This window comes from Arenimonas daejeonensis, from assembly GCF_007993735.1.
Taxonomy (GTDB): domain Bacteria; phylum Pseudomonadota; class Gammaproteobacteria; order Xanthomonadales; family Xanthomonadaceae; genus Arenimonas; species Arenimonas daejeonensis.
On record NZ_CP042453.1, the window covers coordinates 647,085 to 670,408 of the forward strand.

General features: G+C 69.0%; 12 protein-coding genes and 5 pseudogenes. 5 read left to right on the forward strand and 12 right to left on the reverse strand.

Features of this window, described 5'->3' with window-relative positions:
* Window positions 1-34: 34 nt before the first annotated feature.
* The 6 genes and pseudogenes from FRZ33_RS03170 to FRZ33_RS03195 form a co-directional block, all read right to left on the reverse strand.
* The gene (locus tag FRZ33_RS03170) at window positions 35-463 is read right to left on the reverse strand and encodes a hotdog fold thioesterase (RefSeq protein ID WP_425480613.1); all 429 of its coding nucleotides are present in this window, start codon (window positions 461-463) and stop codon (window positions 35-37) included.
* An 11-nt stretch (window positions 464-474) separates the two neighbouring features.
* Window positions 475-1,080: a YkvA family protein gene (locus FRZ33_RS03175; RefSeq protein WP_146907582.1), complete on the reverse strand. Its 606-nt coding sequence runs from the start codon at window positions 1,078-1,080 to the stop codon at window positions 475-477.
* Between the two features lie 99 nt (window positions 1,081-1,179).
* Window positions 1,180-2,995: pseudogene (locus tag FRZ33_RS03180) on the reverse strand (phospholipase D-like domain-containing protein).
* A gap of 16 nt (window positions 2,996-3,011) precedes the next feature.
* A complete protein-coding gene (locus FRZ33_RS03185; protein ID WP_146907584.1) occupies window positions 3,012-3,587 on the reverse strand; it encodes a YceI family protein in 576 nt (191 codons plus the stop codon).
* A gap of 4 nt (window positions 3,588-3,591) precedes the next feature.
* Window positions 3,592-4,068 carry a SixA phosphatase family protein gene (locus FRZ33_RS03190; RefSeq protein ID WP_146907585.1) on the reverse strand — a complete coding sequence of 159 codons (477 nt, stop codon included), beginning with the start codon at window positions 4,066-4,068 and terminating at the stop codon, window positions 3,592-3,594.
* Window positions 4,069-4,097: 29 nt separating this feature from the next.
* On the reverse strand, window positions 4,098-4,730 hold the full coding sequence (locus FRZ33_RS03195; RefSeq protein WP_146907587.1) for a ParA family protein: 633 nt from the start codon (window positions 4,728-4,730) through the stop codon (window positions 4,098-4,100).
* A 150-nt stretch (window positions 4,731-4,880) separates the two neighbouring features.
* On the opposite strand from FRZ33_RS03195, the pseudogene gltB reads away from it, so the two are divergent.
* From gltB to FRZ33_RS03215, 4 genes and pseudogenes are all read left to right on the forward strand, one after another.
* A pseudogene (gene gltB / locus FRZ33_RS03200) lies at window positions 4,881-9,363 on the forward strand (glutamate synthase large subunit).
* Between the two features lie 167 nt (window positions 9,364-9,530).
* Window positions 9,531-10,916: a glutamate synthase subunit beta gene (locus FRZ33_RS03205; protein ID WP_146907589.1), complete on the forward strand. Its 1,386-nt coding sequence runs from the start codon at window positions 9,531-9,533 to the stop codon at window positions 10,914-10,916.
* Window positions 10,917-10,935: 19 nt separating this feature from the next.
* A complete protein-coding gene (locus tag FRZ33_RS03210; protein ID WP_146907591.1) occupies window positions 10,936-11,319 on the forward strand; it encodes a phosphopantetheine adenylyltransferase in 384 nt (127 codons plus the stop codon).
* Between the two features lie 49 nt (window positions 11,320-11,368).
* Window positions 11,369-12,855: pseudogene (locus FRZ33_RS03215) on the forward strand (AAA family ATPase).
* Between the two features lie 115 nt (window positions 12,856-12,970).
* Here FRZ33_RS03215 and FRZ33_RS03220 read toward each other — a convergent pair.
* The 4 genes and pseudogenes from FRZ33_RS03220 to FRZ33_RS03235 all read right to left on the reverse strand — a co-directional run bounded on the left by FRZ33_RS03220 (window position 12,971) and on the right by FRZ33_RS03235 (window position 17,350).
* Window positions 12,971-13,315 (reverse strand): methyltransferase family protein, encoded by a 345-nt coding sequence (locus FRZ33_RS03220; RefSeq protein WP_158637071.1) that lies wholly within the window; start codon window positions 13,313-13,315, stop codon window positions 12,971-12,973.
* Window positions 13,316-13,478: 163 nt separating this feature from the next.
* Window positions 13,479-14,504: a hypothetical protein gene (locus FRZ33_RS03225; RefSeq protein ID WP_146907594.1), complete on the reverse strand. Its 1,026-nt coding sequence runs from the start codon at window positions 14,502-14,504 to the stop codon at window positions 13,479-13,481.
* A gap of 12 nt (window positions 14,505-14,516) precedes the next feature.
* Entirely contained in the window at window positions 14,517-15,431 is a 915-nt protein-coding gene (locus FRZ33_RS03230) for an AEC family transporter (RefSeq protein WP_146907596.1), read from the reverse strand.
* A gap of 12 nt (window positions 15,432-15,443) precedes the next feature.
* Window positions 15,444-17,350 (reverse strand): annotated as a pseudogene (locus FRZ33_RS03235) (DUF885 domain-containing protein).
* On the opposite strand from FRZ33_RS03235, the pseudogene ggt reads away from it, so the two are divergent.
* A pseudogene (ggt, locus tag FRZ33_RS03240) lies at window positions 17,334-19,070 on the forward strand (gamma-glutamyltransferase). The pseudogenes FRZ33_RS03235 and ggt overlap by 17 nt on opposite strands.
* 69 nt (window positions 19,071-19,139) lie before the next feature.
* Here the strand turns inward: ggt and FRZ33_RS03245 are convergent.
* Together FRZ33_RS03245 and FRZ33_RS03250 are read right to left on the reverse strand one after the other, a co-directional pair.
* Entirely contained in the window at window positions 19,140-21,989 is a 2,850-nt protein-coding gene (locus FRZ33_RS03245; RefSeq protein WP_146907598.1) for an ATP-binding protein, read from the reverse strand.
* Window positions 21,990-21,996: 7 nt separating this feature from the next.
* Window positions 21,997-23,193 carry an EAL domain-containing response regulator gene (locus tag FRZ33_RS03250; RefSeq protein WP_146907600.1) on the reverse strand — a complete coding sequence of 399 codons (1,197 nt, stop codon included), beginning with the start codon at window positions 23,191-23,193 and terminating at the stop codon, window positions 21,997-21,999.
* Window positions 23,194-23,324 lie beyond the last annotated feature (131 nt).

Here is a 23,324-nt window from a genome sequence, read left to right on the forward strand (position 1 = left end):
CCCGACGGGGAGTACGCGTGATTGCCGGCCCGGGTCAGCGGCCGACGACCGCGGCGGTCATGCGCGAGATGCAGGTCAGGCGACCCTTCTCGTCCTCGATCCGGACTTCCCAGACCTGGGTGGCGCGGCCGATGTGGATCGGCCGGGCGGTACCGGTGACCACGCCCTCGGTGACGGCACGCAGGTGGTTGGCGTTGATCTCGATGCCGGCGGCCTGCTGGTTGCTGTCCGGGTCCAGGCACAGGTAGCCGGCGAAGCTGGCCAGGGTTTCCGCCAGCACCACCGACGATCCGCCATGCAGCAGCCCGAAGGGCTGTTTGGTGCGGGCATCGACCGGCATGGTCCCGCGCAGGAAGTCGGGGCCCTGTTCGGTGATCTGGATGCCCAGGCTCTCCCCCGCCGTGCCCTTGAGCATGCGGGAGATGGTGGCCGGATCGATGCGCTGGCGGAACGGGCCTTCCATCAAACGAAGGCTCAGCGGACGCGCATCAGGCCCGGGCGGTAGGTGGTGTAGCTCTTGCGGGCATAACCCGAGCTGCCGCCGTAGCCGGTGCCGGTGTCGCGGTTGCGGCGACGGTGCATGCGGTCCACGAGTTCGTCGCGGCGGGCTTCCAGCCAGTCGGCGCGGCCGACCTTGGCCGGGTCCTGGCCGCGGCGGTCGGCTTCGCCCTGGCGGTATTCGCAGAACTCGTCGTAGGCCTCGATCTCGTGGTGCAGTTCCTTCACGCACATCTCGATGGCGATGGCGTCGTCGAAATAACCCAGCACCGGCACGCTGTCCGGGATCACGTCCTTCGGGTCGGCGAAGTAGACCAGGGCCGACAGCACGCGCTGCTTGTCTTCGTCCGGCAGGCGCCAGCCGTCGTCGTTCATCATCGCGATCAGGGCGTCCAGCCGGTCCAGGCGCTGGGCGATGAAGTCCGGCACCTCGACCTTGTTGGCTTCGATCAGCAGCGAGGAAGCGGCGGCGATGATCTCGTCGGCGCTCTTGTGGGCGACGGCCGCGCGGGCCGCGTTCATGGCCTGGGTGAAGTGCTCGAGGTCGCGGTCGGAGAGTTCGAAGCTGATCGAAAGAGGCATGCGGGCGTGTCCGGCGGGGTGTTTGCGGGAGACAGGCAGCCTAGGCCCGCCGGGCAAGGACGTCAATCGAAGGCGGCCCGCGACGGACCCCGGACCGGCTTACAGGATGGGCGTCAGGCCGGCGCCGAAGGCGGTCAGGATGCGGGTGTAGACGGTCTTGAGCGGCAGGTCGACTTCCGGGAACGGGCCCACGTCCTCGTAACATTCGTAGAACCGGGGGTCGGTCGGCGGCAACGGGTTGCAGCCCTCGCGCAGTTCGAAACTGACGGCGTAGGGGAAAGGCCAGATGTCGAAGATCGGCAGTTTTTCCGAAATCTTGCCCAGGCTGTAGTTCAGGCCGGAGAACACCGGCGGTTTTTCCTGGCGCGCCACCCGCCAGGCGTTGTCGGGCTGCATGTCGCGCAGGATGCTGGCCTTGAGCGCGCCGGCGAACTCGGCGTCGTGCACCACCACCATGGACTCGGTGTTGTAGTTGTCCGAACGCGGGTCGAAGTTGTGGCTGCCGACCACGCCGATGCGGTCGTCCACCACCAGCGACTTGGCGTGCAGGCCGACGCGCACCCCGCGCGCTTGAGCGGCACCGGCCCGCTGGTCGAGCCGGCCGAACCGGAACCGAACATCGGCAGGTGCGCGGCCGGCTGGTCGCCCGGGGCGCCGGTGGCGGCCAGGTTGATCGGGGCGTCGGCCGGGTAGGGTTTGTACTCGAAGATCTCGAAACCGAGTTCGCGCAGGTAAAGACGTTTGTACTTGTGGCTCATGGCGTACACCGGGAAGGCGTCGGTGGCGGCCAGCGAGTTGGTCGAGACCCAGATATCGGGCGCGTCCGGGCGGCGGTGCAGCTCGCGGAACAGCTTGCGGGCGGAGCGCGACAGCACCTGGCAGAGGGCGTCTGCAGCACCAGTTCGTGGCGGGTATTGGCGACCAGGTCGCGCATGGCCAGCGAGGCGTCCTCTTCGGCCGCCAGTTTGCCCTGGTGTTTTTCCGGCAGGTCGGCGAAGAATTCGACGCGCTCCACCGCCACTTCCAGCGCCTGCAGGTGGGTGTAGACCGCGTCGCCGTCGGCGGCCAGGGCGGCCATCGCCACCACCCGCGGCGAGCGCTCGCGGTCCGGCGCCAACAGCGCATGCGGCGGCACCGCGCCGGCGCGCAGCAGGCGCTCGGCGACGTCGGTCAGGCGTTCAGCCGGCTGGGTGCGCGGGAAGGTCCAGAAGGCGTTGAAGTTGTCCGCCATCGCCGCGGCGACCGGACCGGCGACCAGGATGTCGCGGTCGCGGTAGTTGTAGCCCTCGGCCCAGTCGAAATAACGGTCCTGGATGTTGCGGCCGCCGGTGATGCCGACCACGCCGTCCACCAGCAGCAGCTTGGTGTGCATGCGCTGGTTGAACTTGCGGAAGCAGCACAGGATGCCGGCGGCGTACTGCAGGGCCTGGGTCTTGGCCTCGTCGAAGGTGGGGTTGTAGATGCGCAGCTCGAAGTTGCGGTGCTGGCCGGCCAGGCTGGCCTGCAGGTTGGGATCGGGCAGGCCGTAGAGCTGGTCCAGCAGCACCCGCACCTTCACGCCGCGCCGGGCGGCGCGCAGCAGTTCCTCCAGCACCAGGCCGCCGGTGTCGTCGGCGTCGAAAATGAAGCTCTGCAGCTCGATGCTTTCGCGCGCGGCGCGGATCAGGTGTACCCGTGCCAGCAGGGCGTCCTGGCCGCGGTCGAGCAGGACCACCTGGTGCCGCGGCGCGTCCGGGGTGGAGGCGGCGACCATGGCATGGGCCTGTTCCAGCAGGGGCGAGGCCGCGGCACAGTCGGCGACGGGCGCACAGTCCAGGGCCACCGGACGGCCGTGCACGGCCAGTTCGGCCGCCTGTTGGCGGTCGCGCGACGACAGGGTGGAGCAGCCGGCCAGCAGCAGCAGGCCGAGCAACAGCAGCGGGGGCGGCGGATCATGGCCGCACAGGGTCGCTCAAACGCACCCGGAAGTCGAAACCCACGTCGTCGCGCACCCACATGCGCTGGGCGGCCATGCCGAAATCGCGGCGGCTGACGCTGCCGTACACCCGGATATCGCACTGGCGGCCGGGCACCTTGCAGGAGGACGGGGCCACCGTGAACACCGCCGGCCGGGTCCGGCCGCGCAGCTGCAGCCGTCCGCTCAGCTCGCCACCCCGGCGCAGCAGTTCGCGCGGGAAGGGGTCGGATTCAAAGCGGATGTCGGGGTGGCGTTCCACGTCCAGGAACTTGTCCGAGCGGGTGGCGCGCACCATCCATGCCGGCCCGTCGAGGTCGAGCTGGCGCGCATCCAGGCGCACGCGCACCTGCCAGCGGTCGCCGGCCGGCTGCAGTTCGCCCTCCAGCTGACGGAAGCGCCCGCTGACGTCGCCCAGCACGCGCAGGCTGACTTCGAAGCCGGCCCGGGAGGCCGCGGGGTCGAAGGCTTCACGCATGGGGGTGGCCAGGGCCGTGGCGCAGGCCAGGCCCGCCAGGCAGACGCCGGCGGTCCGGGCCCAGGCGCGGATCATCCGCCTACGGCCACCAGAAGGCGGCGAGGCGGGCGATGCCCGGCTCCAGCGCCGCGTCTGCGGGCAGGGCCAGCACGGCCACGCCGCCGGCCGGCATGCCGCGGAAGTCGCCGGACTGGCCGGAACACAGCAGGGCTGCCAGCTGTTCGAAGCCCGGGTTGTGGCCCACCAGCAGCACCCTGGACAGTTCGCGGTGTTCGTCGGCCACCTGCATCAGCATGCCCGGGGTGGCGTCGTAGATGCGTTGTTCCTGCCGCAGTTCGACGTAGCCCAGTGCCGCCAGGGCCTGTTCGGTGGTTTCCCGGGCCCGCCGGGCCGGCGAGCTGACCACGCGGTCGGGCAGGTACCCGTGGTCGCGCAGCCAGCGCCCAGCGGCCTCCGCCTCGGCCTGGCCCTGCAGGGACAGCGGCCGGTCGAAATCCTCCTGGCCGGGCGCGGCGGGTTCGGCGTGGGCGTGGCGGAGCAGGATCAGTTCGCGCATGGCATTCCTTGTCAGCGGCTTGGGGCGGGTCAGAGCGATTTCTTGAGCCAGCGCAGCAGCGGCGCCCAGTCGTCCTGGTGGCTGCGGATCTGTTCGGAGTGGTAGTCGAACACCGACTTGCCCAGGGCGGCCATCAGTACATAGGCCTGGGTGTCGCGAAGTTGCGCCACCAGCGGATAGGGCCAGCCCTTGAGCTGGGTGATGGCCTGTTCGGAGTTGGTGGTCCAGGGCTTGAGCCGGTTGGCGACGATGCCGACCGGCAGCTTGCCCTTCTTCACGCGGGGGTGCGCGACCAGTGAGTTCAGGAAGGGCACGGTGGCCTCGAGGTCGATGGCCGAGGGCAGCACGGGCACGATCACGGCGTCGGCCCGGTCCAGGAAGGCGAGCAGGTCGTCGGCCATGGCGCCGGCGCGGGCGTCCACCACCAGGCGCTGCACGCCGTCGGGCACATGCTTGTCCCAGCCGCGCTTGCTGCCGTCGATCGGCAACACGGCGGTGTCCATCGCGGCGCGCTTCTGGCACCAGTGGGTCGAGGATTTCTGGGGGTCGGCGTCCAGGATCGCGGTCGCCTTGCCGTCAACGGCGAAATGGGCGGCGAGGTTGGTGGCGACGGTCGTCTTGCCGGCGCCTCCCTTCGAGCTGGCGACCAGAATCATGCGCATGCCGGACCTCCGCATCGGGAAGAGCCTGCACTCTACCCCGAGGGTGCAGGCGGCGGAAGGCGGTCGAGAGCAGAAACTCTAATCCGCTGTGTGACCGTGGGGTCAGCCCTGTCGCCGACGCGTGTCCGTCACTTGCGGCGGGGCCCCCACATCATCTCGCGGAGGGCGCATGACAGCTCCCCGGTGCCGGGCCTGCATTCCCCGGATTTCGAGCGCGACAGCTGCGGGTTCGGGCTGATCGCGCAGATCGACGACCGTGCCTCGCGGGGGCTGGTGGACGCCGGGCTGCGGGCACTGGCGCGGCTGACCCATCGCGGCGCGGTCGGCGCCGACGGCCTGAGCGGCGACGGCTGCGGGCTGCTGATGCGGCGGCCGCAGGCCTTCCGGAAGCCATCGCTGCCGAGGCCGGGCTGGCCTTCGGCACCGGCGACGCCTGCGGAACCGTGTTCCTGCCGTTGGACGACACGGCGGCTTCGCAAGCACGCGACGCCCTGGTGCAGGCGCTGGCCGCCCAGGGCCTGTCGGTGTCGGGCTGGCGGGTGGTGCCGGTGTCGCGCGGCGACTGTGGCGAGATCGCGCTGCGCGGGCTGCCTCGGGTCGAGCAGGTGTTCGTGGCGTCCAGCGGCGACGCGGACGCGTTCGAGCGCGCGCTGTTCCTGGCCCGCCGCGGCGCCGAACAGGCGCTGGCACACGACCCGGACTTCTACGTGGTGACGCTGTCGGCCGCGACCCTGGGCTACAAGGCCATGGTGCTGCCCGACGCGCTGCCGAAGGTTTTTCCCGACCTGGCGCGGCCCGAGCTGGCCAGCTCGGTGGTGGTCTTCCACCAGCGTTTCTCGACCAATACCGCGCCGGCCTGGAAACTCGCCCAGCCCTTCCGCCTGCTCGCCCACAACGGCGAGATCAACACCATCGAAGGCAACCGGCACTGGGCCCGTGCACGCGCCGCGCACTGGAAGACGCCGCGGCTGGACTTGGCAGCGCTGCAGCCCCCTGGTGTGCCTTCAAGGTTCGGATTCGCAGAGCCTGGACAACATGCTGGAACTGCTGCTGGCCGGCGGCATGGACCTGCTGCAGGCCATCCGTATCCTGATCCCGCCGGCGACCGCGTCGCTGGAATACAAGGATCCCGACCTCGCCGCCTTCTACGAGTACTACGGCCTGTCCACCGACCCCTGGGACGGCCCGGCCGGCGTGGTGATGTGCGACGCGCGTTACGCCGCCTGCACGCTCGACCGCAACGGCCTGCGCCCGGCGCGCTGGCTGCTGACCGCCGACAACACCCTGGTGGTGGCCTCGGAGATGGGCGTGTACGACGTGCGCGACGGGGACATCGTCGCCAAGGGCAAACTCGGACCCGGCGAGATGCTCGCGGTGGATCTTCAGCGTGGGCAACTGCTCGACACCGACGCCATTGATGACATCAACAAGGCGCGGGCGCCGTTCAAGGCCTGGCTCAAGCAGGGCGTCACCTACCTCAGCACCAGCCTGGTGGATCCGTCGCTGGCGGCCGAACCTTTCGATGCAGCGACGCTGCGGCGGTTCCAGAAGCTGTTCCAGCTGACGCGCGAGGAACGTGAGACCGAGTTGCGCGTGCTGGCGGAAACCGAGCAGGAAGCCACCGGCTCGATGGGCGACGACACGCCGTTCGCGGTGCTGTCGCACCAGATCCGCCCGGTCAGCGACTATTTCCGCCAGGCCTTCGCGCAGGTGACCAACCCGCCGATAGACCCGCTGCGCGAACAGATCGTGATGTCGCTGACCACCCAGCTGGGCCCGGAAGGCAATGTGTTCGAAGCCACGCCGGACAACGCCGTGCAGGTGATGCTCAACTCGCCGGTGCTGAGCCAGCGCAAACTGCGCCAGCTGCTGGCGCTGCCGCAGTTCGAGACCGCGCACGCGCTGGTCCACCTGCACCTGGAGGCCGGTGAATCGCTGGAACAGGCGCTGCACCGCCTCCAGGCCGAAGCCGAAGCCGCCGTGCGTTCCGGTGCCGTCATCCTGCTGCTGAGCGACCGTTACCCGGAACGCGACTGCGCGCTGGTACCGGCCCTGCTGGCCACCGGCGCCGTGCACCATCATATGGTGGCCGCGGGCCTGCGCTGCCGCGCCAACCTTAGTGGTCGAAACCGGCAGCGCCCGCGACGCCCACCACATGGCCTGCCTGATCGGCGTCGGTGCCACGGCCGTGTATCCGTATCTCGCCTACCAGACGCTGGCGGCCCTGGGCCGCGCCGGCGTGGTGGACGGCAAGGCCGGCAACGAACCGGCGGAACTGGGCCGCAGTTACCGGCGCGGCATCAAGAAGGGCCTGCTGAAGATCCTGTCGAAGATGGGCATCAGCACCATCGCCAGCTACCGCGCGGCGCAGCTGTTCGAGATCGTCGGCCTGAAGCAGGAAGTGGTGGATCTGTGTTTCCCCGGCATGGTGAGCCGGATCCAGGGCGCCGGGTTCGCGGAGCTCGAGGCGGAAGCCTGGCTGTTGTCGCAACGTGGCTGGCTGGAGGCCGAGGAGATCGAACCCGGCGGCCGGCACAAGTACGTGCACGGCGGCGAGTACCACATGTACAACCCGGACGTGATCGCCAGCCTGCAGCGCGCGGTGCGCAGCGGCGACGCGGCCGACTACCAGGCCTACGCCGACCACGTGGACGGCCGGCCGGCGTGCACGCTGCGCGACCTGCTGAAGCTGCGCGACGACGTGGCGCCGGCCGCACTCGACGCGGTCGAACCCGCCGAAGCCATCCTGGCGCGTTTCGATTCCGCCGGCATGTCGCTGGGTGCGCTGTCGCCGGAAGCGCACGAGGCGCTGGCCATGGCGATGAACCGCCTCGGCGCGCGCTCGAACTCGGGTGAAGGCGGCGAAGATCCCGCACGGCATGGCACCGAAAAGCGCAGCAAGATCAAGCAGGTCGCCTCGGGCCGGTTCGGCGTCACGCCCGAATACCTGGTCAATGCCGAAGTGCTGCAGATCAAGATCGCCCAGGGCGCAAAACCCGGCGAAGGCGGCCAGCTGCCGGGCCACAAGGTGAATCCGATGATCGCGCGTTTGCGCTACGCCAAGCCCGGCATCGGACTGATCTCGCCGCCGCCGCACCACGACATCTATTCGATCGAAGACCTCGCCCAGCTCATTTTCGATCTCAAGGAAGTGAACCCGGACGCGCTGGTCAGCGTGAAGCTGGTCTCGCACGCCGGCATCGGCACGATCGCCGCGGGCGTGGTGAAGGCCTATGCCGACCTGATCACGGTATCGGGTTACGACGGCGGCACCGGCGCCTCGCCGCTGTCTTCCATCCACCATGCCGGCACGCCCGCAGGAGCTGGGGCTGGCGGAAGTGCAGCAGACGCTGCGTCTGAACGATCTGCGGCACCGCGTGCGCGTGCAGGCCGACGGCGGCCTGAAGACCGGCCTGGACGTGGTCAAGGCCGCGATCCCTGGGCGCCGAGAGTTTCGGTTTCGGCACCGCGCCGATGGTGGCGCTGGGCTGCAAGTACCTGCGCATCTGCCATCTCAACAACTGCGCCACCGGCGTGGCGACGCAGGATGCGCGCCTGCGCGCGAACCATTTCATCGGCCTGCCGGAAATGGCGATGAACTTCTTCCGCTTCGTGGCCGAAGACGTGCGCCGTTGGCTGGCCGTGCTGGGCGTGGCGAAACTCGAGGACCTGATCGGCCGCACCGACCTGCTGGCGCTGGCCGAAGCGCAGACGCCGCGCCAGCGTGGCCTCGATCTGGCACCGCTTCTGGCGGCCGCCGACGGCCGCGGCGACGCGGCACGCCACTGCACCGAGACCCGCAACCGCCCGCGCGACACCGGCGTGCTGGCCACGCGCATGCTCGACGAGATGCGCGCCGCGATCCATGCCGGCGCCGGCGGCGAGTTCAGCTACCCGGTGCGCAATTCCGACCGCAGCCTCGGCGCGCGGCTGTCGGGCGAGATCGCCCGCGTGCACGGCAACCACGGCATGGCCGACGTGCCCCTCACCGTGCGCCTGCAGGGCAACGTCGGCCAGAGTTTCGGCGCCTGGAACGCCGGCGGCCTGCACCTGCACCTGACCGGCGACGCCAACGACTACGTCGGCAAGGGCATGGCCGGTGGCCGCATCGTGCTGCAGCCGCCGGCGGGCTCGCGGTTCGTGCCGCGCGACACGCCGATCATGGGCAACACCTGCCTGTACGGCGCCACCGGCGGCGAACTGTATGCGGCGGGTCGGGCGGGCGAACGTTTCGCGGTGCGCAATTCCGGCGCCACGGCGGTGGTCGAGGGCGTGGGCGACCACGGCTGCGAGTACATGACCGGCGGTGTGGTGGCGGTGCTTGGCCGCACCGGCCTGAATTTCGGCGCCGGTCTCACCGGCGGCCTGGCCTATGTGCTCGACCTCGACCGTGATTTCGTCGACCGCTACAACCACGAACTGATCGACGTGCTGCGCATCACGCCCGAGGGCATGGAACACCATCGCCACCACCTGCGCGCGCTGCTGCGCTGCCATGTCGAACACACCGGCAGCGCCTGGGGGCGCGCAGCTGCTGGAGGAATTCCGCGACGTCGCCGGCCGCTTCTGGCTGGTCAAGCCCAAGGCCGCCTCGCTGGAACAGCTGGCCGAAGAGCTGAGGCGCGCGGCATGAGCCAGAGCCTGCACGTTCACCAGATCAGCCCCCTCCCCTGCCTCGCAGGGGAGGGTTGGGGTGGGGTGTGCTCTCGCTCCGAAGTTCCACCCCCTCCCGGCCTCCCCCTGCAAGCAGGGGGAGGAGAAGTGCGGGGACCCCTGCAAGCAGGGGGATGAGACAAGCGCATGAAGTCCAAACCTTTCCAGTTCATGGATTTGCCGCGCCGGTTGCCGCGCGAGTTGCCGGCGACGTTGCGCGTGCTCGGCTGGCAGGAAATCTATGGCGGGTTCTCCGCGCCCGAGGCCGCCGACCAGGCCGGGCGCTGCCTGGACTGCGGAAATCCCTATTGCGAGTGGAAGTGCCCGGTCCACAACTACATTCCGAACTGGCTGGCGCTGGTGCGCGAAGGCCGGCTGTTCGAAGCCGCGGAACTGGCGCACGAAACCAACCCGCTGCCCGAGATCTGCGGCCGCGTCTGCCCGCAGGACCGCCTGTGCGAAGGCGACTGCACGATCAACACCGGCTTCGAGGCGGTGACGATCGGCGCGGTCGAGAAATACATCGTTGACGAAGCCTTCCGCCAGGGCTGGCGCCCGGACCTGTCGGCGGTGCGCGCTTCCGGCAAGCGTGTCGCGGTGATCGGTGCCGGGCCCGCGGGCCTGGCCTGCGCCGACCGGCTGGCACGCGCCGGCATCGAGGCGCATGTGTTCGATCGTTATCCGGAAATCGGCGGCCTGCTGAGTTTCGGGATCCCGGCCTTCAAGCTGGAAAAGCCCGTGATCACCACGCGCCGCGGCGTGCTGGAGGCGATGGGCGTGCGTTTCCATCTCGGCGTCGAGGTCGACGGCGTTCTTGGCGCGGAACTGCTGCGCGATTTTGATGCCGTCTTCCTCGGCACCGGCGCCTACACCGCGGTGGACGGCCGCCTGCCCGGCCAGGACCTGTCGGGCGTGCTCCCCGCGCTGCCGTTCCTGGTCGGCAATGCACGCCGCCAGCTGGGCCATGTGCATCGTGATGATCCGACCGTGGACCTGGCCGGCAAGCGCGTGCTGGTGCTCGGCGGCGGCGACACCGCGATGGACTGCGTGCGTTCCTCGTTGCGCCTGGGCGCGGCCGAGGTGACCTGCGCCTACCGCCGCGGCGAATCCGACATGCCCGGCTCGCGCCGCGAAGTGAAGAATGCACGCGAGGAAGGCGTGGAGTTCCTATTCAACCGCCAGCCGCTGGCGATCGAGGGAGCGGTGCGCGCCAACGGCGTGCGCCTGGTCGAAACCCGGGCTGCCGGCGGCCGCAACACCGTCGCCGAAATCGTGCCGGGCAGCGAGGAAGTGGTCGCCGCGGACGTGGTGATCCTTGCCTTCGGATTCCGCGCCAGCCCGGCCGCGTGGTGGAACGAGCACGGCATCGGCCTGGACGACAACGGCCGCGTACGCACCGCCGGCATCGGCGGCGCGACTTCAAACGCCAAGGTCTTCGCCGGCGGCGACAATGTGCGCGGCGCCGACCTGGTGGTGACGGCGGTGCACGACGGCCGCGAAGCCGGCCTGGCCATCGCCCGCCAGTTGCTTTGAATACGGGGACGGAGGATCCATGAAACGAAACGGCGCGTTGATGGCGGTGTTGTTCCTGGTGCCCGGCGTGATCCACCTGATGCCGCTGATCGGCCTGGCCGGCGCCGAGGGGCTGACGCGGCTCTACGGGCTGGACTTCAGCGACCCGAACCTCGAGATCCTGATGCGGCACCGCGCCGTGCTGTTCGGGATGGTCGGCGCGCTGCTGGTCGGTGCCGCATTCCACGGCGCTTTGCGCGGCGCGGCCCTGCTGGTGGGCGGGATCAGCCTGCTGTCCTTCCTGGCCCTGGCCTGGGGCGTCGGCGGGTACAACGAGGCCCTGCACCGGGTCGTGGTGGTGGATCTCGTGGCCCTGGCCTGCCTGGTGCTGGCCGCGATCCTGCACCGTCGTCGCGACGCCTAGCCGCCGCGGCACGCTCCGGTATCATCCGCGTTCCCGAGAAGGAACGACGATGAGCGAACTGCAGGACCTCACCTCCCTCGTCCGCGCAACACCGCGCTGATCGTGATCGAGACGCCCGACGAGGGCCGCGTGGTGGACCTGTTCCGGCACCTGCTGATGAACGTCTGGCGTCCGCTGTACCGCTGGTCGATCACCGAGGGCCTGCGCCGCGTGGACCTGGACGGCGAAGACGCGCCGATCGCGCCGCCCGACGCCACCGCCACCCTGCGTGCGATCCGCGAGATGGACCAGCGCGGCATCCACCTGCTGCTCGATTTCCATCCCTACCTGGGCTACGCGACCACGCAGCGCATGGTGCGCGAGACGCTGGACCGCCGCGGCTGCAAGGAACACACGCTGGTTCTGGTCGGCGCAAAGATCGAACTGCCGCCAGACCTGGAACACCTGGCCGTGCGCTTCTCGCTGCGCCTGCCCGACGAAAAGGCGCTGCTGAAGCTGGTGCAGGACGAAGCCGCGCTGTACATGCGCGAACACGGCGGCAAACGTGTCGAAGTGGACCAGGAAGCGCTGAAGGTGCTGGTGCGCAACCTGCGCGGCGTGTCGCTGACCGAGGCGCGCCGGCTGGCGCGGCACCTGATCTTCCGCGACGGCGCCATCGGCATCGGCGACCTGCCGGAACTGGCCAAGCTCAAGTTCGAGCTGCTCAACAAATCCGGCCACCTGCATTTCGAATACGACACCGCCCGCTTCACCCAGGTCGCCGGCCTGGCGCGCCTGAAGACCTGGCTGGTCCAGCGCCGCGCCGCCTTCACCTCCGAATCGCTGCCGGTTGGGCTGGATCCGCCCAAGGGCATCCTGCTGCTGGGCGTGCAGGGCTGCGGCAAGTCGCTGGCGGCCAAGGCGGTGGCGGGTGCGTTCAACGTGCCGCTGGTGCGGCTGGATTTCGGCACGCTCTACAACAAGTACCACGGCGAGACCGAGAAGAACCTGCGCGACGCGCTGGCCTCGGCCGAGCAGATCGCACCCTGCGTGCTGTGGATCGACGAGCTGGAAAAAGGTCTCGCCGCGTCGGGCAGCAGCGAGGACGGCGGTGTGTCGCGACGCGTGCTGGGCTATTTCCTGACCTGGATGGCCGAGCGCAAGTCGCAGGTGTTCCTGGTCGCCACCGCCAACGCCGTGCAGGACCTGCCGCCGGAGCTGCTGCGCAAGGGCCGCTTCGACGAGATCTTCTTCGTGGACCTGCCCAACCATGGCGCCCGCGCCGAGATCTTCCGGCTGCACCTGGCCAAGCGCGAAGTGGCCTGGGAAGACTTCTCGCTGTCCTCGCTGGCCGACGCCGCCGATGGCTTCTCCGGCGCCGAGATCGAGCAGGCCGTGGTCAGTGCGCTCTATGCCGCCCACGCCGACAACGTGCCGGTGGACGAAGCCCGCGTGATTTCCGAAGTGAAGGCGACCCGCCCGCTGAGCGTGCTGATGGCCGAACAGGTCAACGCCCTGCGCGAGTGGGCCAGCACGCGCACGGTCCCCGCCGACTGATTGGCTCCCTCCCCTGCTTGCAGGGGAGGGTTGGGGTGGGGCGAACCCTTGCCATCAGGCTCCGAAGTTCCACCCCCTCCCGGCCTCCCCCTGCACGCAGGGGGAGGAGATGGGGTCACAGCCAGCGGCGGACGCGGGTGCAGTAGTCGAGGTAGGTCTGGCCGAAACGTTCGGCCAGGTAGGCCTCTTCGCGGGCGATCACGTAGTAGTGGATGACGATCAGCACCGGCACCAGGGCCAGGAAGGGCCAGTAGCTGTTGAAGGCCAGCGTGATCGCGACATAGGCCAGCGCCATGCCCACGTACATCGGATTGCGGGTGTGGCGGTAGATGCCGTCCTCGACGAAGGCGGTGTCCTCGCGCCAGGGCCGCGGGTCGTTGCCCTTGCGGCGGAAGCCGCCGAGCGCGCTGAGCAGCAGCGCCAGCGCCGCCAGGCCGAACAGGCCCGCCAGGACATGCAAGACGGGCAGCAGGCCCGGCTCCACCACCGGCCATGGAAACAGCAGCCGCGACAGCGCCAGGCCGGCGCCGAGGCCGAGCAGGAAGATCAGGCGGCGGGGAAACGCACGCCGGGATTGGAAACAGGTTCGTTCATGCTCGATCCGTATGGCGATTCGCTGCCGCTCAAGGCGAACCCAAGCTTCCCGGCGCCACCCAGTCTGCCGGCGGCGTCGATGGCCGCCCGAGACCGCGCATCAGCTTGCGCAATGCGGCGATCTCGCCCTCGCTGGCATAGGTGGCGAAATAGGCATCAACCAGCGGCGCGTCAACCGGCTGCGGCGTCCCCCATATGGAAATCGTCTGGTGCTGGAGCCAGGTCAATTCACGTCGCCGCGCGACGGCTTCCTTCTTGTCCGCTTCGGTGCCGTGCCGGCTGAGCAGTTCGGCGCCGATGTAGGCATCGATCACCGACTGCTGGTTGCGCAGCATCAAACGCGCGATGGCAAGGCAGTTGCGCAGCAGTTCGCCCTCGGACTCCCGGCAGGGCTGGACAAAATACTGGAACGGCGGCGACGCCACGGCGGCGAACAGTCCCATGGCGTTCGCGTCGGCCCGGCCGATGCCGTCCGTGTGCAGCGGGATGTCCGGCACCGCCGTATCGGGCACGGCGCTGAAACGCGCCCGCATGCTGTCGAAGACGGTCACAACCCCGGACTCGTAATGCGTCGCCTGCGCGCCGCGGGCCGCGGCGGCGGCAAAGCCGGCGTTGTCGCCCGCGCCCCAGGCGGCGGTCATCAGCACCAGGGCGGTGAAGCCGTTGTCGCCGTCGAGTTCGGCCAGCCGGGCGCGGCGTGCCGCGCACAAGGTGTCGTCGCGCTGCTCGCCGAAACAGGGCAGGCGCATCGCCAGCATCACGGGATCATCCATCAGGGCGGCGTCGGCGCGCGCGACCAGCCGGTCGCGCTCTTCGACCAGGCGACCGACCAGCGCAGGATCCACGGGCAGGCCGATGCCGTCTTCCGAATGCTTCAACTGTTTCGCGAACAGGTCGGCCAGCAGCCAGTCCGAGACCGCATCGCCCGGCTGCGCAGCTGCCGCGAGGTTGTATTCGTGCCAGGCGCGCTGTTCGACGGTCGAGCTCCCTGACTCTTCGTCCGCCATCGCCGTTCCAGCGAGGCCCAGCAACAGCATGCTCGCAAATCGCAACACGATCCGTCTCCTTCAGGCCAGGCGCTGCAGCAACCACGCCCATGCCGGCAACGTCGCCAGCGAGAACAGGATGCCATAGCCGACCATCGCCGCCGCCAGGCCCGGCGCCAATCGGTGCGATATCGCCAACGCGGCCGCGGTGATCATCGGCGGCATCGCCGACTCCAGCACCACCGTGTCGTGCTGGACTCCCTGCAGGCCAAGCAGCGGCGCGAGGGCAAGCGCGATCAGCGGCATAACCGCCAGTTTCAGCGCCAGCCCGGCGGCCAGCGGCTTGAGTTCGTCGCGTGGCAGCGCCAGTTTCAGGCCCAGGCCGATTGCCAGCACCACCAGCGGCAGCAGCGCATCGGCGAGCCGCTGCAGGCCGCTGGCGATCCACGCGGGCGGAGCTTCCGGCATCACCGTCAGGCCCAGGACCAAGGCGATGAACGGCGGGAAAGTGAGGATGCGTCGCCCAATCATCGCCGCCGTTGGTTTCGCATCGCCGCCGTAACGCGCAAGCACGTACAGCCCAAATGTCGACAGGATCAGGAAGGCGCCGAACTGGTCGTAGATCACGGCGAACGGCAGCGCATCCTCGCCGATCAACGCGCGCACCAGCGGATAACCCAGGAAACTGGTGTTGCCCAGCGCCACCGTCAGCAGCAGCACCGCGTGTTCATCGGGCCGCAGTTTCAGCATCCGGGTCACGGCGCCCACCAGCAGGACGGTGGCCCCCAGCAGCAGCCACGGCACCACCGCCACCGCCGCCACGTGGGTGCCCAGTTCCAGCCTGGGTGCGTAGATCAGCACCGAGGCCGGCAGGCAGACGTACAGCACCACCTTGTTCAGGACTTCGGACGCGTTTTCCGGAAACAGCCGCAGGCGCTGGAACCCCAGCCCCAGTCCCAGCATCGCCAGGATCAGCGCGAACGCGTCGAAGGCCATCAGGCTTGCGGATCAGCCGGCCGCGGCCGGCTTCGCCTTCTCGGCCGCGATCCACTCGCGGATCTTGGTCTGCAGCACGCCCATCGGCAGCGCGCCGTCGACCAGCACCTGGCGGTGGAAGGCGCGCACGTCGAAGCGGTCGCCCAGCTCGGCTTCGGCTTCCTCGCGCAGCTCGCGGATCACGCGCTGGCCGACCTTGTAGGCCAGGGCCTGGCCGGGAATCACGATGTAACGCTCGACCTCGGCGACCACGTCGGACTCGGCCATCGAGGAATTGGCCAGCATGTAGTCGATCGCCTGCTGCCGGCTCCAGCCGTAGTAATGCAGGCCGGTGTCCACCACCAGGCGCATCGCCCGCAGCTGCTCGTCGCTCAGGCGGCCGTACCACTGGTAGGGATCGGTGAACAGGCCCAGCTCCTTGCCCAGCGACTCGGCGTACAGCGCCCAGCCTTCGGCATAAGCGGTGTAACCACCAAACGGCGGAAGGCCGGCAGCGATTCCACTTCCTGCTGGATCGAGATCTGGAAGTGGTGGCCCGGAGAAGCTTCGTGGATGGACAGCGTCTCGACCAGGAAGTTGGGCTGGGCCTTGAGGTTGAAGGTGTTGAGATAGAACACGCCCGGGCGCGAACCGTCCGGCGTCGGCGGCTGGTAGGACGCACCGGCGTGCGACTCGGCGCGGAAGGCCTCGACCGGACGCACTTCGTAGTCGGCCTTGGGGAAGATGTCGAACAACTTCGGCAGCAGCGGATTGATCTTCTGCTGCACGTCGCGGTAGGCCTGCACCGCCTCGTCCTCGGTCTTGAAATAGAACCGGTCGTCGGTCTGCAGGTGCTTGAAGAAGGCCTTCAGGTCGCCCTCGAAGCCGACCTGCTCACGCACCCCGTTCATCTCGGCCAGGATGCGCGCCACTTCGTCCAGGCCGAACTGGTGGATCTGCTCCGGGCTGAGGTCGGTGGTGGTGTTGGTGCGCACGTTGTAGGCGTACCAGGCCTTGCCCTGCGGCAGGTGCATCTGGCCAACGCCCTTGCGCGCGGCCGGCAGGTACTCGTCACGCAGGAAGTCGCGCATCGCGGTGTAGGCCGGCACCAGGGTGTCGGTGATGGCGGCGCGGTAGTCGGCGGTCAGGCGCTCGCGGTCTTCGGCGCTGAAGGATTCCGGCATCGCCTTGATCGGACCCCAGAACACGCTGTCCTCGGGCTTGGCAACGATGTGCGCGGCGAACTGCGGGATCGACTTCTCGACCACCGGCTTGGGCTGTACGACACCCGCCGCGATGCCCGCGCGCAGGTTGGCGATGGCGCTGTCGTTGAGCACCGGGAAGCGGGCGATGCGGGCCAGGAAATCGTCGTAGTGCTTGACCTCGGTGAAGGGCTGCAGGCTCTGGCCCGAACCGAGCTGGGCGAAGAAGCTGCCGTAGTTGCCGAATTGGTTCACCGGCAGCATCCAGCCGGGGAAGGTGTTGCCTTCGAGCGAGAGTTCGCGGTCGCTGACGAAGACGTCGCGGCTCAGGCGGGCCTGGCCGGTGAGCGCCTCGCGGTCGAGCTTCTGCACGCGCGCCAGGAAGTCGCGTTCGCGCGCTTCGGATTCGGCGCGGTATTCGGCCGACAGGAAATCCGGCAGCTGGTCGTTGTAGCGCAGGTCGCCGAGCGCGGTGGCGAAGATCGGGTTGGCCTTGAGTTCGGACTCGTGCCATTCCGCCAGCAGGGCGTCGAGTTCGGCGGCGACCGCGGCGGGATCGGCGGCCGGGGCTTCGACCGTGGCTTCAGGCGCCGGTTCGCGGCCGCAGGCGGCAAGCATCAGCAGGGACAGACTCAAAACCAGGGTGCGCATCACGATTCCTTCGCAGGGGGCAGGGGGCGATTGCGCTATCTTCGCCCAGTCCATGCTCCGGAGCCTACCGATGAAAGTCATGCCCATCTGCCTGATCGCCTCCACCGTGCTGCTGGCGGGACTGGCCCAGGCCGCCGACCGGATCACCGGCCTGCCCTTCGCGACCCGGTCCGAGGTGATCGCACCCGAGACCATGGCCGCCACTTCGCACCCGCTGGCGACTCAGATCGCGCTGGAAACGATGCGCCAGGGCGGCAGCGCGGTGGACGCGGCCATCGCCGCCAATGCCGCGCTGGGCCTGATGGAGCCAACCGGCAACGGCATCGGCGGCGACCTGTTCGCCATCGTCTGGGACCCGAAGTCGAAGAAACTGCACGGCTACAACGGTTCGGGCCGTTCGCCGAAAGCCTTGTCGCGGCAATGGTTCGCGCAGAACGGGTACACCGACATCCCGCCGCACGGCCCACTGCCGGTGACGGTGCCGGGCACGGTGGACGCCTGGTTCGCGCTGCACGGCAAGTTCGGCCGCCGCACCATGGCGCAGAACCTGGCGCCGACGGTGAAGTACGCACGCGACGGCCACCCGGTGCACGAGGTGATTGCCTATTACTGGGGCCGCAGCGTGCCGGTGCTGTCGAAGTGGCCCGGGTTCACCGAGCAGTTCACCATCGATGGCCGCGCGCCACTCAAGGGCGAGATGTGGCGCAACCCGAACCTGGCCAACACGCTGGAAACCCTAGGCCGCGACGGGCGCGACGCCTTCTACAAGGGCGACATCGCCCGTCGCATCGACACCTATTTCAAGGCCAACGAGGGCTTCCTGCGTTACGAGGACCTGGCCACGCATGCCGGCGAGTGGGTCGAGCCGGTGTCGGCGAACTACCGCGGCGTGGACGTGTGGGAACTGCCGCCCAACGGCCAGGGCATCGCCGCGCTGCAGATCCTCAACATCCTGGAAGGTTACGACTTCTCGAAGATTCCCTTCGGCAGCGCCGAACACGTGCACCTGTTCGTCGAGGCCAAGAAGCTGGCCTTCGCCGACCGCGCTCGCCTGTACGCCGATCCCGACTTCTTCCCGTCGCGCCGCGGCGACCGCAGCATGTCCGACGCACTGGTGCAGCGGCTGGTCTCGCAGGACTACGCCGATGAACGCCGCAAGCTGATCGATCCCGACAAGGCGGCCAAGGCCGTGGACGCCGGCGGCGCGCGCTCAACCAGGGCGACACCATCTATATGACCGTGGCCGACAAGGACGGCATGATGGTGTCGCTGATCCAGTCCAACTACCGCGGCATGGGCAGCGGCATGGCGGTGCCGGGGCTGGGCTTCATCTTCCAGGACCGCGGCGAGCAGTTCGTGCTTGCCGACGGCCATGCCAATTCCTTCGAACCCGGCAAGCGTCCCTTCCACACCATCATCCCGGCCTTCCTGACCAAAGATGGCAAGCCCCTGGGTCAGCTTCGGCGTGATGGGCGGCGCGATGCAGCCGCAGGGCCACGCCCAGATCGTGATGAACCTGGTGGACTTCGGCATGAACCTGCAGGAAGCCGGCGACGCCCCGCGCATCCAGCACGACGGCAGCACCGACCCGGCGGGCCAGGTGGTCGAGATGAGCGACGGCGGCGTGTTGAACCTGGAAACCGGCTTTCCGTACGAAACCATCCGAGCGCTGATGCGCAAGGGGCATGTGGTCGAATTCGCCGACGGCCCCTACGGCGGTTACCAAGCGATCCAGCGCGATCACGCCAATGGCGTCTACGTCGGTGCCAGCGAAAGCCGCAAGGACGGCCAAGCCGCCGGCTACTGAACATGAACAAGCCGATCCAGGTTCATTTTCAGTCTCATTGAGACAGAAAATGAACCTGGATCGGCTTGTTCAGTAACGCTCGGCGACGTGGCGCTTCAGGCGTTCGAAGGCGGTGGCCACGTCGGCTGCATGCGGTAGCACCTGCGGCCAATCCGCCTGCTTCGAGGCGTGTTCAAGTGAAGCGGCGGCTTCGGCCAGCGGGTGCGCGCCGACCAGTCGCGCGGCACCCTTGAGCTTGTGCGCTTCGCGGGCGAGGCGGTCCAGGTCGCCGGCGGCCTGGGCGGTGCGCAGTTCGACCAGGTCGGCCTGGGTGGTGGCGAGGTAGTCGTCGAGCAGGGCGCGGGTTTCACGCACGTCGCCGCCGGTAAGTGGCAGCAGCACCGACGGATCGAGTGGCAGCGGCTCGCTGCCCAGCTGCGGCAACGGTGCCGGTGCGCGCATGTCGCCGGCCAGCGGCGTGGTGTGCGGCAGCCAGCGCTGCAGGGCCTGCACCAGTTCGGGAATGCTGACCGGTTTGGCCAGGTACTGGTCCATGCCCGCGGCCAGGCAGCGTTCGGCCTCGCCCTTCAGGGCCGCTGCGGTCAGTGCGATCACGGGCGTGCGCGGCCGGTTCGACTTCGCCTCTTCGTCGCGCAGCGCGCGCGCCATTTCGTAGCCGTCCATCTCGGGCATGTGCACGTCGGAAAGGATCAGCGCGTATCGCCCGGTGCGCCAGGCAGCCAGGCCCTTGATGCCGTCCTCGGCCGATTCGCTGGCATAACCCGCCAGCGCCAGCTGGCGCGCCACTACCAGGCGGTTGGTCGGGTGGTCGTCCACGATCAGGATCAGGCTGCGTTCGGCCAGCGCCTGCTCGATCGTAGGCAGCGGCCGCGCCATGAAGCCCTGGAACGGGTCCGGCGCCAACTCGGGTTCCAGCTCCTCGAGCTTGCCGCGTGGCAGCGACACCGTCATTCGCAACGTGGTGCCCGCACCGGGCGTGCTGTCCATCTCCACGTCGGCATCCATCAACTCGGCCAGCCGGCGCGAGATCACCAGGCCCAGGCCGGTGCCGCCGAACCGCCGCGTGGTGCTGCCCTCGGCCTGCGAGAACGGCTGGAACAGCCGCGCCTGCTGTTCCGGCGTAACGCCGATGCCGGTATCGGTGATGCGGAAACACACGCGGTCGCCGTCACCGTCGCGGCCCTTCCATTCCAGCGCCGCCTCGACCACGCCGGACTCGGTGAACTTGATCGCGTTCGACAGGAAGTTGCTCAGCACCTGGCGCAGCCGCAATCCGTCCGCCACGTGCGCCGGGCCGATGCGGTCGTCCACCTCGCAGGTCAGCACCAGGCCCTTGCTGGACGCGGAGCCGCTGAAGTTGGCGACCGTGGACTGCAGCAGCCGTGGCAAGGAGATCGTGGTCGGCGACAGTTCCAGCCGGCCGGCCTCGACCTTCGAGAAATCCAGGATGTCGCCGATGATCTGCAGCAGCGAGCGCGCCGACTGCTGGATCACCTGGATGGTGCGGCGCTGGTCGTCGTCCAGCTGGCTGTGCTGCAGCACCTCCAGCATGCCTGTGACGCCGATCATCGGCGTGCGGATCTCGTGGCTCATCGCCGCCACGAAACTGGACTTGGCGTCGCTGGCCTCGCGCGCCTTCGCCTCGCTGCTGCGCAGGCGCTGCTCGAGCTGTTTGATCTGGGTGAGGTCGGTGCCGACCCCCAGGTAACCCACGGTCTTGCCGCTGCCGTCGCGCATCGCCGACGTCGCCAGCAGCACCGGCACGTGGCTGCCGTCCTTGCGCACCACGGTCCATTCCAGCGGTGGCGTGCCGGCTTCGATCATCGCGGTGATCATGCGGGCATCGGCCGGCACGCGTTCGTCGCGCGCGGCGGTGAGGTCGTCGGCCACGCGCTGCGCCTCTTCGGCCAGCAGCAGGCGATCCACGCCGCGTTTGCCGATCATCTCCTCGGCGCGGTAACCGGTCAGGCGCTCGGCGTGCGGATTGAAGCTGGTGAAGCGCCCATCCAGGTCCAGCGACATGATCGCCACCCGCGCCGCCGCGAACAGCGAGCGCTGGAACACCTCGCGCTCCTGCAGCGCCGCCCGCACCTGTTCATTGCGCGCCAGCTGCTGGTTGAGTTCGCCCTCGAACTTGCGCACGTCGTCGCGCATGCCCGGGAAGGCATCCAGCACCTCGCCCAGTTCGCCCGAGGGCCTGTAACGCGGCACCGCCTGGTAGTCGTGCCGGCGCATCTGGTGCGCCAGCGCGGTCAGGCCTTCCACGCCCTTGTAGATGTTGCGCACCAGCTTGGCGCCGACCACGGCCACCACCGCCAGCGTGAACAGGCTCATCAGGGTGCGGATCCAGGCGGCGCGCTGGCCGGCGCGGGCCTGGTCGCGCACACGCTGTTCGGCCTCGATCATCTCCAGGTCGCTCAGGTGTTTCATGCGCGTGGTCACCGGGTCGATCGCCGGGTACAGCTCGGTGTCGGCGAACCGGGCCAGGGCGACGATGTCCTGCTGCACCAGCAGGTTGCGCAGGGTCAACGCCGCGGTGTCGGCACGGATGCGGGCGCGCTGGATCTGCTGGAACAGCTTGGCCTGTTCGGGTGTCTGCGGCAGTTTCTCCAGCGCCGCCCAGTGTTCGCGGATGCGCAGGCGGGCGTTGTCCACCACCTGCACGCCCTCTTCCCAGGCGATCAGGTCGTTGCGCACGCGGAAGGTGGTGTCGACGATATCCAGGCCGTAGGCATCCGACACCGCCTTGATGCGGCGCAGGCCGGCCAGGGATTCGTCCTTGAGCTGCTGCAGCGCCTGCTGGTTGCGCTGGCGTTCGATCTCGTCGAGCGCCAGGACCCCGGCGCCGGTGAGCAGGAGCAGGCCGAACAGGCCCAGCAGCTGCAGTCGGATGCCGAACTTGGGGCCCGGTCGCGCCATCACCGGCCTAGTGGTGGGTCTGGCGCCAGCGCTGGATCGCGTCGGGCACCTGTTCGCCCGGCACCGGCGGCGAGATCAGGTAACCCTGGGCGTAGTTGCAGCCCAGGCCAGCCAGCAGCTGCCATTCCTCGATGGTTTCAACGCCCTCGGCGACCACCTTCAGCTCCAGCTTGCGGGCCAGGTCCAGGCTGGTCTCGATCATGGCCCGCTTGCGCGGCTGGGTCGGCGCGCCGCTGACGAAACCGCGGTCGATCTTGAGTTCGGTGAAGGGGATCTGCGAGAGCTGCGACAAGGACGAATAGCCCGTGCCGAAATCGTCCACGCTCAGGCCGAAACCCTTCAGGCGCAGGCGCGCCAGCATGCCCAGGCCGCGGGCGGTGTCGCTCATCACCGAACTTTCGGTGATCTCCAGCACCACCTGTTCCGGGCTCAGCCCGTGTTCGCGCAGCACCGCTTCGTATTTGTCGGCCACTTCCGGGCCGGTCAGGTTGTGGGCCGAGACGTTGACCGAGATCTTCAGGTCCAGGCCGCGCGCCTGCCAGCGTTTCCACCAGGCGCAGCTCTGCACCAGCATCAGGCTGGTCAGTTCGTCGATCAGGCCGCCGGCCTCCATCACCGGCACGAACACGCCCGGCGCCACCATGCGGCCGTCCGGCAGCCTCCAGCGCGCCAGCGCCTCGACGCCGATGATCTTGCCGTTGCCGAATTCGGCCTGCGGCTGGAAGTAGGGCACGATCTCGCCGCGCGACAGCGCTTCGCGCGCCTGCTCGAGCGTGATCTCGATGTCGGCGGCCACGCTGCCGGCACTGGGGTCGGCTTCGTACAGCGACAGCACCGTGGTCAGCTTGCCCGGCGTCAGCGGCTTCTCGATGCAGCCCAGCACGCGCAGGCCAGAGGCCTTGGCCATCACCTGCACGGTGTGCAGCAGGGCGGGTTCCATGGCGCTGACCACGACGATCGAATGCGCCAGGCGGTCCTGGGCGACGATGCCGATGAACTCGACGCCGTCCATGCCCGGCATGTCCAGGTCCACCAGCACCACATCGGGCGGGGACGGCAGGCCGCGCAGCAGGTCCAGGGCCTGGAAGCCGTCGGCGGCCTCGTGCAGGGCAGTCAGGCCCAGGTCGCCGAGCAGGCGCAGGCCCAGCCGGCGCTGGAAGCCGTGGTCCTCGACCAACAGGATGCTCAGACCCGCCAGACTCATGCCTTTCCCCCGAAAGTCCGCCTGGTTGAAGACGTCCGCCGACTGTACCCGGCGACCGTGGAGCGTGGAAGCGTGGCGACGTGACGCCTGTCGCAGCTGTCGCCACGCCCGTCCGCCCAAGGGCCAACGGC